At 69.1% G+C, this 13,658-nt stretch carries 10 protein-coding genes, 2 pseudogenes and 1 other annotated feature; of the genes and pseudogenes, 10 read left to right on the top strand and 2 right to left on the bottom strand.

Features of this window, described 5'->3' with window-relative positions; translation table 11 throughout:
- Nucleotides 1-27 precede the first annotated feature (27 nt).
- Nucleotides 28-1,271, top strand: a protein-coding gene (locus tag JN535_RS18845; RefSeq protein ID WP_445082672.1) for an IS3 family transposase whose coding sequence is annotated in 2 segments (ribosomal slippage) — nt 28-316 and nt 316-1,271 — 1,245 coding nt in all. Because the reading frame shifts where the segments join, the coding sequence is not laid out codon by codon here.
- Nucleotides 315-428: a sequence feature (AL1L pseudoknot), on the top strand. (Overlaps the previous gene by 114 nt.)
- Before the next feature lie 85 nt (nt 1,272-1,356).
- Here JN535_RS18845 and JN535_RS18840 read toward each other — a convergent pair.
- Nucleotides 1,357-1,665, bottom strand: a complete 309-nt coding sequence (locus JN535_RS18840; RefSeq protein WP_043657873.1) for an IS3 family transposase — start codon at nt 1,663-1,665, stop codon at nt 1,357-1,359.
- Nucleotides 1,666-1,735: 70 nt separating this feature from the next.
- Between JN535_RS18840 and JN535_RS18835 the strand changes: the two are divergent.
- Together JN535_RS18835 and JN535_RS21655 are read left to right on the top strand one after the other, a co-directional pair.
- Nucleotides 1,736-2,008: pseudogene (locus JN535_RS18835) on the top strand (transposase); the annotation flags it as partial.
- A 611-nt stretch (nt 2,009-2,619) separates the two neighbouring features.
- Complete coding sequence (locus JN535_RS21655) at nt 2,620-4,896, top strand: LuxR C-terminal-related transcriptional regulator (protein WP_205207345.1); 2,277 nt, start codon at nt 2,620-2,622, stop codon at nt 4,894-4,896.
- Between the two features lie 55 nt (nt 4,897-4,951).
- Here the strand turns inward: JN535_RS21655 and JN535_RS18825 are convergent.
- Nucleotides 4,952-5,953: pseudogene (locus JN535_RS18825) on the bottom strand (magnesium and cobalt transport protein CorA).
- A 295-nt stretch (nt 5,954-6,248) separates the two neighbouring features.
- Here JN535_RS18825 and JN535_RS18820 point away from each other — a divergent pair.
- The 7 genes from JN535_RS18820 to JN535_RS18790 all read left to right on the top strand — a co-directional run.
- Entirely contained in the window at nt 6,249-7,025 is a 777-nt protein-coding gene (locus JN535_RS18820; protein ID WP_205207344.1) for a hypothetical protein, read from the top strand.
- Nucleotides 7,026-7,556: 531 nt separating this feature from the next.
- Entirely contained in the window at nt 7,557-7,742 is a 186-nt protein-coding gene (locus JN535_RS18815) for a hypothetical protein (RefSeq protein ID WP_205207343.1), read from the top strand.
- 3 nt (nt 7,743-7,745) lie between these two features.
- On the top strand, nt 7,746-8,348 hold the full coding sequence (locus JN535_RS18810; protein ID WP_205207342.1) for an exosortase/archaeosortase family protein: 603 nt from the start codon (nt 7,746-7,748) through the stop codon (nt 8,346-8,348).
- Nucleotides 8,348-9,697: a glycosyltransferase gene (locus tag JN535_RS18805; RefSeq protein WP_240201462.1), complete on the top strand. Its 1,350-nt coding sequence runs from the start codon at nt 8,348-8,350 to the stop codon at nt 9,695-9,697. Before JN535_RS18810 ends, JN535_RS18805 begins: the two co-directional genes overlap by 1 nt.
- Before the next feature lie 63 nt (nt 9,698-9,760).
- Entirely contained in the window at nt 9,761-11,392 is a 1,632-nt protein-coding gene (gene wsfD / locus JN535_RS18800) for a glycan biosynthesis hexose transferase WsfD (RefSeq protein ID WP_205207341.1), read from the top strand.
- Nucleotides 11,389-13,338, top strand: a complete 1,950-nt coding sequence (locus tag JN535_RS18795) for an acyltransferase family protein (RefSeq protein WP_205207340.1) — start codon at nt 11,389-11,391, stop codon at nt 13,336-13,338. The genes wsfD and JN535_RS18795 overlap by 4 nt, the downstream gene beginning before the upstream one ends.
- Before the next feature lie 134 nt (nt 13,339-13,472).
- Nucleotides 13,473-13,658 (top strand): hypothetical protein (locus tag JN535_RS18790; protein ID WP_205207339.1); only part of this gene is annotated, 186 nt, incomplete at its 3' end.

Genomic DNA, 13,658 nt, shown 5'->3' with positions numbered 1-13,658 from the left:
TGTTGGAGGCTCTCATTCCCCGGAAGGATGAGAGTCATGGCAGCACCGAGGAAGTACCCGGACGAGCTCCGGGAGCGGGCGATCCGGATGGCGGTCGATCTGCGGCGTGACCCGGCGACCCGCAAGGGAGCACTGGCGCGGGTCGGTGAGCAGCTCGGGATCAATCCTGAGACGCTGCGCAACTGGGTCACGCAGGCCGAGATCGACGCCGGTGACCGGCCCGGCACCACGACCAGCGATGCCCAGCGCCTGGCCGAGCTGGAACGGGAGAACCGCGAGTTGCGGCGGGCGAACGCGATCTTGCGCAGCGCATCGGCTTTCTTCGCGGCGGAGCTCGACCGCCCACAACGGTGATCGTGGACTACATCGACGCCCATCGGGACGAGTTCGGGGTCGAGCCGATCTGCAGCCAGCTGCAGGTCGCTCCGAGCACGTACTACGCGGCCAGGGCCCGGCCACCATCGGCCCGCTCGATCAGTGACGCGGCCAGGCTGGAGACGATCCGGCAGGTCCACGCCGACAACTACGGCGTCTACGGGGTCACGAAGGTCCACGCCGAGCTGCGCCGCCAGGGGCACCGTATGGCGCGCTGCACCGTGCACCGCCTCATGCGCGGCGCCGGCCTGCGGGGCGTCAGCCGCGCCAAGGGGCCCCGCACCACTGTGCCGGGCACCGGACCCGAGACCCGTCCGGACCTGGTCGAACGAAAGTTCACTGCGAGTCGCCCGAACCAGCTGTGGGTCTGCGACATCACCTACTGCCGCACGTTCTCCGGCTGGGCGTACGCCGCCTTCGTCACCGACGTCTACTCCCGCCGCGTGGTCGGCTGGCAGCTGTCCAAGTCTCTGCGCACCGACCTCGCGCTGGACGCCCTGGAGATGGCGATCTGGACCCGCACCCGCGACGGGCACGACGTCACCGGCCTGACGCACCACAGCGACAAAGGCGTCCAATATGTCGCCATCCGCTACACCCAGCGCCTGGCCGAGGCCGGCGCAGTCGCCTCGGTCGGATCCACGGGCGACTCATATGACAATGCCCTGGCCGAGGCGTTCAACTCGCTGTTCAAGGCCGAACTCGTCCGCAACCGCGGACCCTGGCGAGACATCGACGACCTCGAGATCGCCACCGCGGAGTACATCGACTGGTTCAACCACCGACGCCTGCACGGCGAGACTGGACTCGTCCCACCGGCCGAGTTCGAAAGTCACCACTACCGTCACAACCCCGCGCCGACTACCGTCGCCGCGTCAGTTCGGAGTCTCCGCTAAACCCGTCACGAGACATGGAGCTTGAGCACCCGGCACGCCACCGCGACCGGCACCCTGATCGGGGCACCGGCCGCGGCGAGCTCTCTCACGAGCGGGTAGAGCCTTTTCCCGGCAGCTGAGCCTGGGACAGGTACGCCGCCGCCCGCCGCAGGACCTCGTTCTCCTGCTCCAGCAACCGAATCCGACGTCGAGCCTCACGCAACTCCCGTGCGTGCTCCGAGGCGACGCCGGGCTTCACGCCGTCCTCGACATCGGCGGCACGCAACCACTTCGTGATCGTCATCTCATGGACCCCGAAGTCCTGGGCGATCTGTGCCAGCGTCACACCGGGACCACGGTTCCGGGCGACCCGCACGACGTCCTCACGAAACTCACGGGGATAGGGCCTGGGCACAGCAACATCCTTCCAGCCTGCTCGGCGAGCAAGCGATCTGAGATGTCACAGATCCGTGCAGCAGCCCCCCTTCCCGAAGGACGTCTGGTCCCAGATCTGGTCCAACAACCCCTCCGAACGGCTGAACAAGGAGATCCGCCGCCGCACCGACGCCGTCGGCATCTTCCCCAGCCGCGACGCCATCGTCCGCCTCGTGGGCGCCGTCCTGGCCGAGCAGACCGACGAATGGGCCGAAGGCCGCCGCTACCTCGGCCTCGAAGTCCTGGCCCGCTGCCGCCTGACCACCGTGACCAACACCGCAACGGAGGTAGACACCGACCCCGTCCTCGAACTCACCGCCTAACCCCGCGAAGGATCACCAGCCGCTACACCACTCCCTGGGACTTGACCCGGACTCACCGGGGCGACTCACAAGGTTGCACGGATCACCCGTCGTGGGGGTGGTTGTCTCGCGTCAGTAGGGTTCATGCGACGATGGCGGCACCCGATGGTGTGGGGGAACGTAGGGCTGAAGGGTCAGCGACCTGTCGTAGGTAGCGCCTAGTGTTGACTGGTACGGGGGTGTTGCCTGCGTCTCGACGGGCCGAGTTGACCGCAGCTCTGGACGGTCTTCTGCCGCGAGTGGCAATGACCGCGATGGCGATCGAGCGCCCGCTCCTGGATGATGTGCTCACGAGCACCTCCCGGCATGTTCTGGTGCATGCCCCGCACGGCTTTGGAAAGACGGTGTCTGTCGCGCGGTGGGCGCGGGGCGAACTCACCCGCGGTCAGGTGATCATCTGGGTCTCGGCTGCGGTGGTCGATCCTGCTCGGGGTGGGGGCGAGGGCGGGGTCCGGGATGTGGTGGGCCGTGTGCTCGATCAGGTGAGGTACGTGCTTCGGTCCACAACTGCGGCAGAACTCGATCGTGGGGGGCCACGAGAGCTCGGAGCCCTGTTGCGAGCCTTGGGCCCTGTGACGCTCGTCGTCGATGAGATTCATTCGGGCCGTGAAGAGCTTATCTCCGGGGTTCTTGCAGCGGCGGCCGAGATCGGGGCCAGGGTGGTGGTGCTCAGCACCGCACGCCCTTCAGCAGCCGTGCGTGACGGGAGTCTTGTCGAGGTGGGCGCGTCGGCTTTGGCCTGGAGCGCGCACGAGACGGTGCGCTTTGCCCAGTCCAAGGGGGCCGAGCTCACGGAGCAAGTAGCGGAAGTCATCGCTGATGGCCTCGCTGGCTTCCCGGCGGCGATCGTCATGGCCGTGGCCGCCTTGGGTTCGGGCGGGTATCGACAGGATCTTCAGCAGGAGGTCCTGGCCGTGGTGCGTCGGGAGATGACCCGTGCCCTCAGATCGTTTGTCCCTGTTGAGTTGATGCCGTTCCTCTTCGATACCTGCGTAGAGCCTTTCTTCCGGGCAGATGACCTCGTGGAGCTGACGGCCACGCCCGACGCGCGCGAGGCAGCACGGCGTCTCGTGGAGGGTGGGGTCCTTCACGAACATGTCGGTGGGGCAGTAGGCGTCCTTGAGTATGAGCCGCGGATGCGGCGGAGTCTGCTCTCACATCTGCACTACCTGGATCCTGTGGGGTACGTGCGGCGATTCCAACGGCGTGTCGATGCGCATGTCGCGCGCGGAGACATGTGGGAGGCGCTCTTGCGGGCGCTCGACTCCCGGGAGCCAGGCGTCGTGGATCGGGTGCTGGTCATGGCCTGGACTGATCTGCTGGCGGGAGGGCCCGGCCCTGGCTTTGACGAACTGTGGAATCACGCCGTTGAACGATCTCCGGTGAGCATCTCGGGCAGGCTGCGCATCCTGCGGGTGGCGGTACGACCCACCCGCGGGCGCGTCGAGTTGCTGACAGAGCACGACGAGCAATCGGGGGACACCCTCTCGGCAGCGACGGCGTTACCGGACGCACAGGCGCTGGACGCTTTCTGCCGCGCGGCCCTACTGCGCCGCGCGGGGCTGTATGAGAAGTCCGTGCGGGTGGCCCAGGGCGCGCTCAGGGAACTTCGCGCCGATGAAGATGGGCAGCGCTTGCCCCGGACAGCGGTCGCCATGGCACTGCTGGAGATGCAGGCGTCGATGAGCGCGCTGTGCGCGGGTATGGGCCACGCGGCGGCAACTTATGCTGAGTCGGCCTTGCAGCGGGCAAGTCGAGCCGGCGCGCTCTCTGTCGCTGCCGCGGCGTGTGAATTGATGGCGGTCGTGGAGGCGGCCGGCGGGGACTTGGTGGCCGCTCAAGAGTGGGTGCACGAGTCGCGGTCCCTATTGGCCCCACCGGCGTGGTGGCGTGAGAGCGCGGGAGACGTCTCGCTGATCATTGGTGCGCTGGTTCACTTGGAGGGTCACCGCCTGGAGGAGGCCAAGGCCACGCTCGGGAGAAATATCATGACGCCCACAGGTGACTTGTGGTTCCTGCGTATGCACGTTGTCGCGGTGATGGCCGAACTTCGCGGCGCCCCCGACCTTGCGCTCGATGTCCTCCTGGCGGAGGCGGCGAGGAGAGGCTTGGGTATCGAGCCCGATCCGAGCGAGCGGCGGGCGCCGTTCCTCGTTGTGCACGACGTCGCCCGCCTGCACCTGGCGGCGGGCCGAGGCGCGGCTGCGATCCGTGTCATCGACACGCTGCCGCGGTCTGCTCCCGTCCGCGACGTCGTCAATGCCCACGCCCTGGCGTCGAGCGGGAAGCCAGCCGAGGCGTTCCGTCACGTCGCAAAGTTCGCCGGGCATCGTCGCCTGCAGACGAGAACTCGCATCGAGGGCGTCGCCGTCGCGGCCAGCGCTCTCATCGCGATGGGGCAGAAGGAGCAGGCCCGTGCAGAGATGCGGCGAGCGCTGGGCCTCGCGCGCCGGGCGAATGCGATGCTCGAGCTTCGGTGGGCCTCGTCGGAGGCGTTGGACCTCCTGCTCCTTGAGCTCGAGGGCGAGGAACGGACCGCCGTGGAACAGGTAGCACAGCTCGGATGTAGGACATCGTCTGAGGACGAGATGATCCTGCTACCGGAGCGTCAGCTTCTCGTGCTCCAGCTCATCGTCGACGGGTTGAGTGGTCCTGAGATTGCCCGCCGCCTGTACGTCTCACACAACACGGTGAAGTCCCAGATTCGTGAGATCTATCGTCGCCTGGGGACCCACACCCGGGCGGAGACCCTGCTCCGTGCGAAGCAACTCGGGCTCGTCTCGTCGGCCCAAAGTGCGCCGAGACGTGCTCAGGGTGCGGCGCCATCTGGGACAGGACGAACGTCATAGTCCGGCGTGGCTGGACGTCTCGCCACTGGGGAGCTGCTGACGTACTGGCAACTGACTAGAGCCACTTCTTGACTTTGAAGATCACGTAGAGAGTGAGCGCGAACAGCAGCATCAGGCCGAGGGAGAAGGGGGACCCCAGTGGCCAGCCGAGTTCGGGCATGACATCGAAGTTCATGCCGTACACGGTGCCCACCAGGGTCGGAGCGAAGATGATGGCCGCCCAGGAGGAGATCTTCTTGATCTCGTCGTTCTGGGCAAGGCTGGGCCTCGGTGTGGCGGCGGGAGACTAGCGCGGAGTGGACGGCGAGCGCGTTGTCGAGAATCGCTCGAAACGATGCGATTCGGTCATCGATGCGGATCGCATGGTCGAGCACGTCACGTAAGGACCGTTGCAGCTCAAGGTCCACGCTGTATTTCACGGAGCCGCGCTGCAAGAACTCGAGGATGCCAGCCAGTGGCTTGACCGCGCGCTGAAAGTGGATGACCTCCCGCGAGAGCTCATAGATGCGTCGGGACAGCGCGTCATCGTCGCTGTCGCCGAACAGCTGATCCTCGATCTCGTCGATGTCGTTCTCCAAGCCCGCGACAACGGGCTCGTACTCGTCGACGACCTCATCGAGCACGGCATACAACACGCTTCGGGGCCCATGGCGAGCAGTTCCGGGTTATGTTCCATGCGTCGGCGGACAGCGCCCAGGTCGGCGGACTCCGCGTGGCGGATGGTCATCACGAAGTCGGGGCCGACGAACACGTGCAGTTCGCCGAACTCGACGGACTCCTCGACATCGCGGTAGTGGGCAGGGCGCAGCACCACGAACAGCGTGTCGCCGTAGCGCTCGACTTTCGAGCGTTGGTGCCCCGTGAGCGCGTCTTCCACGGCGAGCGGGTGCAAGTCAAACTCGGCGGCGACGGACTCGAGCTCGTGCTCGCTCGGGCGATACAGGCCGATCCAGGCGAGCCCGCCGTGCTTCCGCATCAACTCATACGTCTCATCGAGGCTGGCCGGAGTCTCGACGCGTCGACCGGCGACGTAGACGCCGTTGTCGATCAGTGCCATCGGGCAGATCCGTCCGTGAATATGCCGCCAGAGGTAACGGAAACCTCGGAAGGGATACCAAGAGATTCCACCCCAGTACGCTATCGGGTGAACGCACACGCACCAGCGAACCACACGCGCCGGGATCTTCTGTACTGAGCCGCGCCGGGCACCGCGCACCGATCCTCCTGAACCGTCGGCGCCAAGTTGTCGGACAGGATCGTGTGGTGCCGGCAGAGGGTGCTTCGGCGGGTGAGTCGCATTGTTGTGGTCGTGGATCCGTCATGATTCCGCGTCTCGGGCGTCCCTTTCCACGATGAGAACGAACACGACGGGAACAGGGGGAGGGACGCCGCTCGACGAACTGTGTGAGCGGTGGCATTCGGCGACGCTCGCTGCAGGCTGGAGCGCGCTGGCGAATTGGGCGGTTCCTGCGGTCGTGTACACGGCGGCTGCCCACTTGGAGGGTCGGGATGTCTCCGAGCCCGCGCGGATGCTCGGCATTGCGCGCGCGAACGCGGGGGTCGGTATCGCCGACGGCATCCGGGACCTGGCGGTCCTGTACTCCCTGCACGGCGTGGGTCTTCCCGGGCCCGTCGGCGCGGCTCTCGCTGACGGCTGGGAGCGGACGTCGGGCATGCTGGTCGGGGCGACGCCCCATGCGAGCTTGAGCGGTCTTGGGACGGTGGACGACTTCCTGAGCGGTTGCGGTGCGGTCGTCACCTCCTATCGCCATGGTCGGGCGGGCGACGTGCCGATCGTCGTGGTGGTCGACGGCCGCGCCGGACCGTCCAGCCCCTTCGATAGATGGGAGCGCGACCTCGCCCTCGGCGAGTCGCTGCGACGGGTGTTCCCCCCGTCCTCGCCCACGTGCTACGTCGACGGTGTCGCCCTCGTCGTCGCCTGGCGGCTTCCTCAGGAGGGCTTGGGCGCCATCCAGACCGCCGTGGCCACCAGAGTGCGCGAGGAGCTCGCACGATGGACGGACCGGCCGTCGGGCCCGTTGCCGGCACCTGTCCGTGTCAGCGTCGAGGCTCTCCCGGACGACTCGCGTGGGCTCGGACGGCTCGTGCGGAGGCTGCTCGATGGGTAGACCAGTGCGGCAGCCCAGAACCGGCCTACGCCTGGCGTGATGTCGTTGCGCCCGACAGAGGCCGGCCTACCAGGCTGTGACGACGAGCAGGACCAGAACGAGCAGACCACCGAGGACACAGCACACGCTGAGCGCGGCGAGGAGGCGTGCGGTCCGCCGCTGGCGCCGAGGCGTCGGAGGCTTCCATGTCACGACCGGTGCGTCCCAGGTGCGCAGCTCCTCGTAGTCGCCGGTGCGGATGGCGCGCAGCACTACGTGGGTGGGTGGTGCGAAGGTTCGTGGGCCACTGCCCCACGACCAGGGGGCGACGATCTCTCGCGAGGGAGCTGTTGGTTCACCTGTTGAGCTCTTCTCGGCCATGCCTAGACAGACGAGGCTGAGACTGGCGGCCCTTGTGTGATGCACATCACAGTAACTCCCCATCACCGGGTTTCGCGGCGGACCGTCTGTACCTGCGAGCGACGGGCTCTGCGCCTGCCGTGACACGAATCCGCGCAGGGCATCTCGCCCGGCTCGACGGAAGGGCAGTCCATGTACAACACGCCTGGAATCACCACCGGGATCAGCGGGGCCACCGCTGGCGCCGGTGCGCTCGCAGTGACGGGTGCCACGACGTTCGCCTACGTCGCGCTCGCCATGGCGCTTCTGGTGGGAGGCATGCTGCTGCTGCGGACCTCGCGCCGCCGACGTGAGGCAGTCGCAGGGGTCGAGGCCTGACCCGTGAGCGCCGCGGAGGCGACCGTACCGCTCGTGCCGGGGAGCGTCTCGCGTGTCTTCGACCGGGTGATGCGGTGGACGCTCGCCGCGGCGCTCGTCGTCGGTTCGGTGGTGGTGATCCTGCATGCGCAGGCGTTCCGCCAGCTCGAGGCGCAACTCGCGGGCGAGGTCACCGGCCTCGTCTTTGCGCGCGAGGTGCGGGTCATGACGTACGAGCCCGTCCTTGCGTTCGAACGGGTCGCGGGTGACGACGGCACGTGGTTCGCGCTGCGCATCACCCCCGACTGCAGCGCGTTGTACTTCCTGGTCCCGCTCGCTCTCATCGCGGCGTTCGTGCTTGCTACAGGGCGTTCGAGCGTCGTCAGGATTGTGCTCGCGACCCTGGGGGCGGGGGTCTTCCTCGAGCTGTTGAACGTCGTGCGTGTCGAGGTGATGGTGCTCTCGATCGTCCGCTGGGGGGCTGAGGTGTTCCAATGGGTGCACGACACGCTCGGTTCGGCGCTCATGCTCGGCGGACTCACCGTCGCGCTGGTGCTCTTCTTCCGGCTTGGGTTCTTCGGTCGGCGCGGTCGCAGGACGCGCGGGGCGCAGGGTGCGCAGCCGTGATGGTCGTGCTCGACATCCTCGCGCGGGTCGTCATCAGCATCTCGATGGTCTACTTCATCCTGCTGATGGGCTCGGGACTCGTGCAGCTGCGCCGCGTGCGGGCGAGCCTCGGGGTGCAGGGCCAGGCGACCTACGGGTCGCGCGACTCGCGGGCGCACGAGCACCTCGATGTCTACTTCCTCGTCCCCTGCCTCAACGAGGACGCGGTGATCGGGCAGACCGTCTCGGCGTTGACGCTCCTGGACGGCACGACCACCCTTGTCATCGACGACGGCTCCGACGACGACACGGCCCGCTGCGCCGAGGAGGCCGGGGGAGATCGGGTCCGAGTCCTGCGACGCGTGCTCCCGGAGGCGCGCAAGGGCAAGGGCGAGGCGCTGAACAACGGGATCGCATGGGTGCGCGAGGACGTGGCGGCGCGGGGCCTGGACCCCGGGAAGGTCGTCGTCTGCGTCATGGACGCTGACGGGCGGCTCTCGGACCACGCTCTCGACCATGTCCTGCCGCTGTTCGAGGACGAGAACGTCGGGGGGGTGCAGCTCCAGGTGCGCATCCGCAACCGGGGTTCCTTCCTCACCCGGTACCAGGACTACCAGTTCTGGGGTATCGCCGCGGTTACGCAGTTCGGGCGCCAGGCGACGGGCACCGTCAGCCTCGGCGGCAACGGGCAGTTCGCACGGTTGTCGGCGTTGGACGACGCGGGCGAGAGGCCGTGGTCCGCCTCGCTCACCGAGGACCTCGATCTCGCGATCACGCTCGCACTGAAGGGGTGGGAGCTGCAGACCACGCCGCACGCCTCGGTCGACCAGCAGGCGGTGGAGAAGCTCCCCCTGCTCGTCAAGCAGCGGACCCGCTGGTACCAGGGGCACATGATGGCGATCAAACGTGTCCCGGAGATCTGGCGCGCCCGTGACCTGAGCAACGCGAAGGCGCTCGAGCTCACGTCGTACTGCCTGGTCCCGTGGGTGCTCGACCTCCCGTGGTCGATCCTCTTCCACTACTGCCTCCTCATGCTCGGGCTGAACTGGGACCAGATCGCCGTCGTCGCGGGCGGTGACAGTATCGCGGTGATCGTGCTGGCGACGGTGTTCTACCTCTTCGCCTTCCTGCCGGCTCTCGCGACGGGATGGGTGTACTACCGGCGGGACAAGCGGTGGGGAGTGCTCAAGAGCCTGCTCATGGGCAACTCGTTCATCCTCATGAACTACCTGTCGTTCGCGTGCGTCTGGAAGGCGTTGGCCCGCATCCTGCGTGGCGAGACGTCCTGGGACAAGACCGCCCGCGTGCGCGAAGGTGCAGCCGCCGTCGACGGGCCGAGCCCTCAGCCCGTCGTCGCGACCGCGGGCTGAACGCCTGGCATGCCCGAGCAGGACCGCCCGTCACGTCCGGCCGGGCGCTCCGTCAGTCGGGGCATGACGACGACCTGGAGCCTCATCGAGCCTGACGAGGCACGCAGCACCGACCCGACCACAGAGAGCTCACGGCGGCACGTCCGCACCGATCCCGGCGTCGAGGCCGCCCGCCCCCGGGTCCTCGCGGTCCTCCTCGGAGGGATCGTGTCGCTGCTCGTCGCGGTCCGCGCGCTCGTGCCGGGCCCGATCGGGCTTGCCGACGACGGTGGCGCCGTCCGGTACGCCTGCCAGACCGGGCTCACGGCAGAGACGGCGGGCGGCTCCCGCTTCTTCGACTTCGCGATCCTGCGCTGGTCCGTCGGCGAGGTGGCCACCGGGAGCGAGGGGTGCCCCTCGCACGCGAGCAGCGTGACGTGGCTCGCGGGAGCGTTCCGGTGGGTGGCCGGGCTCCTCGGCCAGGATGTCGTCGACCTGCGGCTCGTCTCGCTGCTCTACGCGGCGCTCTGCGGCCTTCTCGTCGCCCTCGTCCTGCTCGTGATCGGCGGCTCGGTGCGCCGCCAGGTGGTCGTCGCGACGGGTCTGCTGCTCGTGGTGGCTGACGCGGCGTTCGTCGGGTTCGCGGGGTCGCTCTACGCCGAGTCGACGGCGGTGCTGGGCGTGCTCCTGCTCGCTGCCGGGCTCGTCCTGGTGGACTCCCGGGGTCCGCGGGCGTGGGTCGGGCTGGTGGTCGCCGTGCTCGGGTCAGCCCTGGTCACCGGGGCGCGGTCGACGACCGCGGTGCTGGCGGTGCCGGTGGCCATCTACGTGGCGATCGTGTGGTGGCGACGCGGGAGCCGCGTTGACCGTCGACGGTGGGCGGCGCGCTTCTTGCACCACGGGGTGGCCGTGGCCGCCGTCCTCGCACTGGTCGCACCGGCCGTCTGGGCCGTCGCCGGAGAGTCGGAGCGGGCACGGGTCGCGGAGACCTGGGCGATGCTGACGCAGCGCGGTCTGCTCGATCCGGAGGCGGCGTCCGCGGAGCTGCGTTCCACCGGGCTGACGCCCGGCGCGGTGGACCTCGCGACGACGTCGCCCACGACGTTCGAGAGCAGCGACGAGCGAGAGGCCAACGCCGGCGTGCTCAGGCCGTCGACCGTGTGGTCCTTCCTCCTCGCCCATCCTGGACGGGCCGTCGGCGCGCTGGACGACGCCGCGCGCGACTACCTCACTCCTCGACCGGCAGGTCTCGGTTCCTACCCCGTCGATTCGCAGATGCCGCCGAAGGCGCAGGAGAACCGTGTCGTGGTGGTCTCGTCGGTCACGGGATGGTTCGCGGGCGGAGGGCTCATCGTCCTCGGTGCCGGCTGGGCGCTCGTCGCGCTGGTGGGGCTCCGGCGCGCACGGTCCACGAACACCGTCGCGTCGACGCGGAGCGCCGCACGGGCGTCCCTCGTCCTGCTCGCCGGGTCCATGCTCGGGACGGCCACGGTCGCGTTCGGCGTCGGCGTCGCACCCGACCGGGCGGTGGTGCCCGCCGTCCTGAGCGGGCTGCTTGCGGGGGTGCTGCTGGTGGCGTCCCGCCCGAGCGGTCCGTCCCCTGTCGTCGCGGGCTTGCGCTGGGCGGCGTCGCGCGGTGCGACCGCACTCTCGGGGGCGAGCGCGGCACTGCGGGAGAGCCCGGCACGGCGCGGGTCGGACGGCGCGCGCCGGTGACGGTCACGCGAAGCATGGTCGGCGCTCCTGCGGGTGAGGTCGACGTCGTCCCGAGCAGGAGTGCCGGGCATCACGACGACGTCCCGCTGGCGTCGACGTACTACCGCGCCATCGACGGGCTGCGTGGCGTCGCGGTGCTCTCCGTCGTCGTCTACCACACCGGGCTGTACGAGGCCGGGCTGTTCGGCGTCGACGTGTTCATGGTGCTCTCCGGGTTCCTCATCACGCTGACGCTCCTGCGCGAGCGGTCGCGTCGCGGCCGGATCGGCCTTGGTGCCTTCTACCGCAGGCGCGCGAAGCGGCTCATCGTGCCGCTGCTCGTCGTCCTCGGGGCGTCGGCCCTCGCCGTCGCCCAGCTCGGGCGCGCGACGGACGCAGACGTGTTCGCGCGCCAAGGGCTCGCCTCGCTGCTCTACGTCGCCAACTGGGAGCAGATCCTGCGCGGTGACGCCTACTGGGACGCGACCGGAGGCGTGCCCGGGCCCCTCGCGCACATGTGGTCCCTGTCGATCACCGAGCAGTTCTACCTCGTGTGGCCCCCGCTCCTCGTGCTGATCCTGTTGCTGGTCCCCGCGCGGCGTCGGGTTCCCGTCGTCGTCGGGACGCTCGCCGGAGCCCTCGCGGTGGTGACGGGCTTCGCCGCCGCGCTCCTGTACGACGGGACGAACGCCGACGCCCTCTATCTCGGCACGCACACGCACGGGTCAGCGCTCGCCGTCGGTGCCGTGGTGGCGGCGCTCGTCGCCGATGGTGCGCGGCGCGCGGCCGGGGTCCGGACCCGTCGCCGGCGGATCCCCTCTTGGTGTGGGGGTCTGCTCTCCGCGGTGCTGCTCACGGCCCTCGTCGTCGTCTCGGTCCTCACACCGAGCTATCGGGAGCCGTGGCTCTACGCGTCGGGTGGGCTGACGGTCGTCGCGCTCCTGGTGGGTCTGCTCGTCCTGTCCCTCACGCGCGAGGACACCGTGGTCGCGCGTGCGCTCGGGGCGGCGCCGCTCGTCGGCATCGGGAAGTTCTCCTATTCGTTGTACCTCGTCCACGTCCCCGTGCTCTGGGCGCTCTCGAAGAGTCTGCCCGACCCGCGGCCCATCGTGCTGCTGATCGTCGGGCTCCCGTTGTCGATCGTGCTCGCGGCGTTCCTCCACCACATCATCGGCGAGCCTGCCCGTCTGCGCCGGTGGAGCCGGGCGGGGGTCACGGTGTTCACGGCTCTGGCCGTGGTGGTGGTCGGTGGAGTGGCGGTGGTGCCGAGACTGGTGGACTCGACGCAGGGCGAGGGCGCGCGCCGGGTGCTTGTCGTGGGCGACTCGCTCGGGCACGACGTCGCGGACGCGCTCGTGCTGTACGCGCCCGGGCAGTTCACGGTGACGGACGCCGCGTTCGACGGGTGCGGCATCTTCGGTCAGGACACGAGCCGGTCGGCGGAGAGCGACGTGGACCAGGATCCCGGAGCGGGCTGCAACCCGTGGGAGCCGCGGTGGGCCGCGGCCGTCGACGAGCACGACCCCGACGTCGTCGTCGTCACCCTGGGTTGGGACGCGACCCGCATGCAGTTGGACGGACGGTGGATGGACGCGTGCTCGGCGGAGTACGCCGCGCACTACGACCGCCAGCTGGAGGCGGCGCACGAGGTCCTCACCTCCGGGCGCGACGGTCGCCAGGTGCTCTTCACCTCGTCCCGCCGGCACACCAACGTCGTGACGCCGGCGTGGGCGGAGTGTCACACGGCCCAGCTCCGTGCTTTCGCCGAGGACCATGCCGACGTCCACGTGCTCGAGCTCGACGAGCAGGTGTGTCGTGATGATGCCTGCATCCAGGAGACGCCCGAGGGCGACGCCGTGTACTTGGACACGGTGCACTTCACGCGCGCCGGCATGGCGTGGATCGCACCGTGGGTGGCGGCGGAGATCGACGCGGTGACGGCAGAGCAGGGAGACGGAGACGCGTAGCGCGCTGCCTCACCCGCTGCCTCACCCCGTCACCGGCGGGTCGGCATCCCGTCTGTTGGTGTGACCTCCGTCTCCGACGGTGGTTGCACGGCGTCGGGGGCGAGGTGCTCCCGGCCTGACAGGAAGAGAACTCGATGAGAACCACACTGCGAAGGACGGCGCGCGCTGCCGTGATCGCCGGTCTGTGTGGAGGGCTCGCGCTCTCCGGGTCCGCCATGGCCATCGCCGCGCCTGCGACCGGTGACCAGACCCAGTCCAACCTGCTCTACTCCGTCGACGGCGGGACCACCTGGACCGACACCGTCACCGCCGAGCGTGGC

The organism is Cellulosimicrobium cellulans, assembly GCF_016921195.1.
GTDB classification, from domain to species: Bacteria; Actinomycetota; Actinomycetes; order Actinomycetales; family Cellulomonadaceae; genus Cellulosimicrobium; species Cellulosimicrobium cellulans_F.
The sequence above is the reverse complement of the archived record's forward strand: the minus strand, read 5'-3'. Positions and strand labels throughout refer to the sequence as shown.

Excerpts from the sequence above, each read along its gene's own strand:
- JN535_RS18820 (WP_205207344.1), top strand. The coding sequence starts at position 6,249 with ATGAGAACGAACACGACGGGAACAGGGGGAGGGACGCCGCTCGACGAA.
- JN535_RS18815 (WP_205207343.1), top strand. The coding sequence starts at position 7,557 with ATGTACAACACGCCTGGAATCACCACCGGGATCAGCGGGGCCACCGCT.
- JN535_RS18805 (WP_240201462.1), top strand. The coding sequence starts at position 8,348 with ATGGTCGTGCTCGACATCCTCGCGCGGGTCGTCATCAGCATCTCGATG.
- wsfD (WP_205207341.1), top strand. The coding sequence starts at position 9,761 with ATGACGACGACCTGGAGCCTCATCGAGCCTGACGAGGCACGCAGCACC.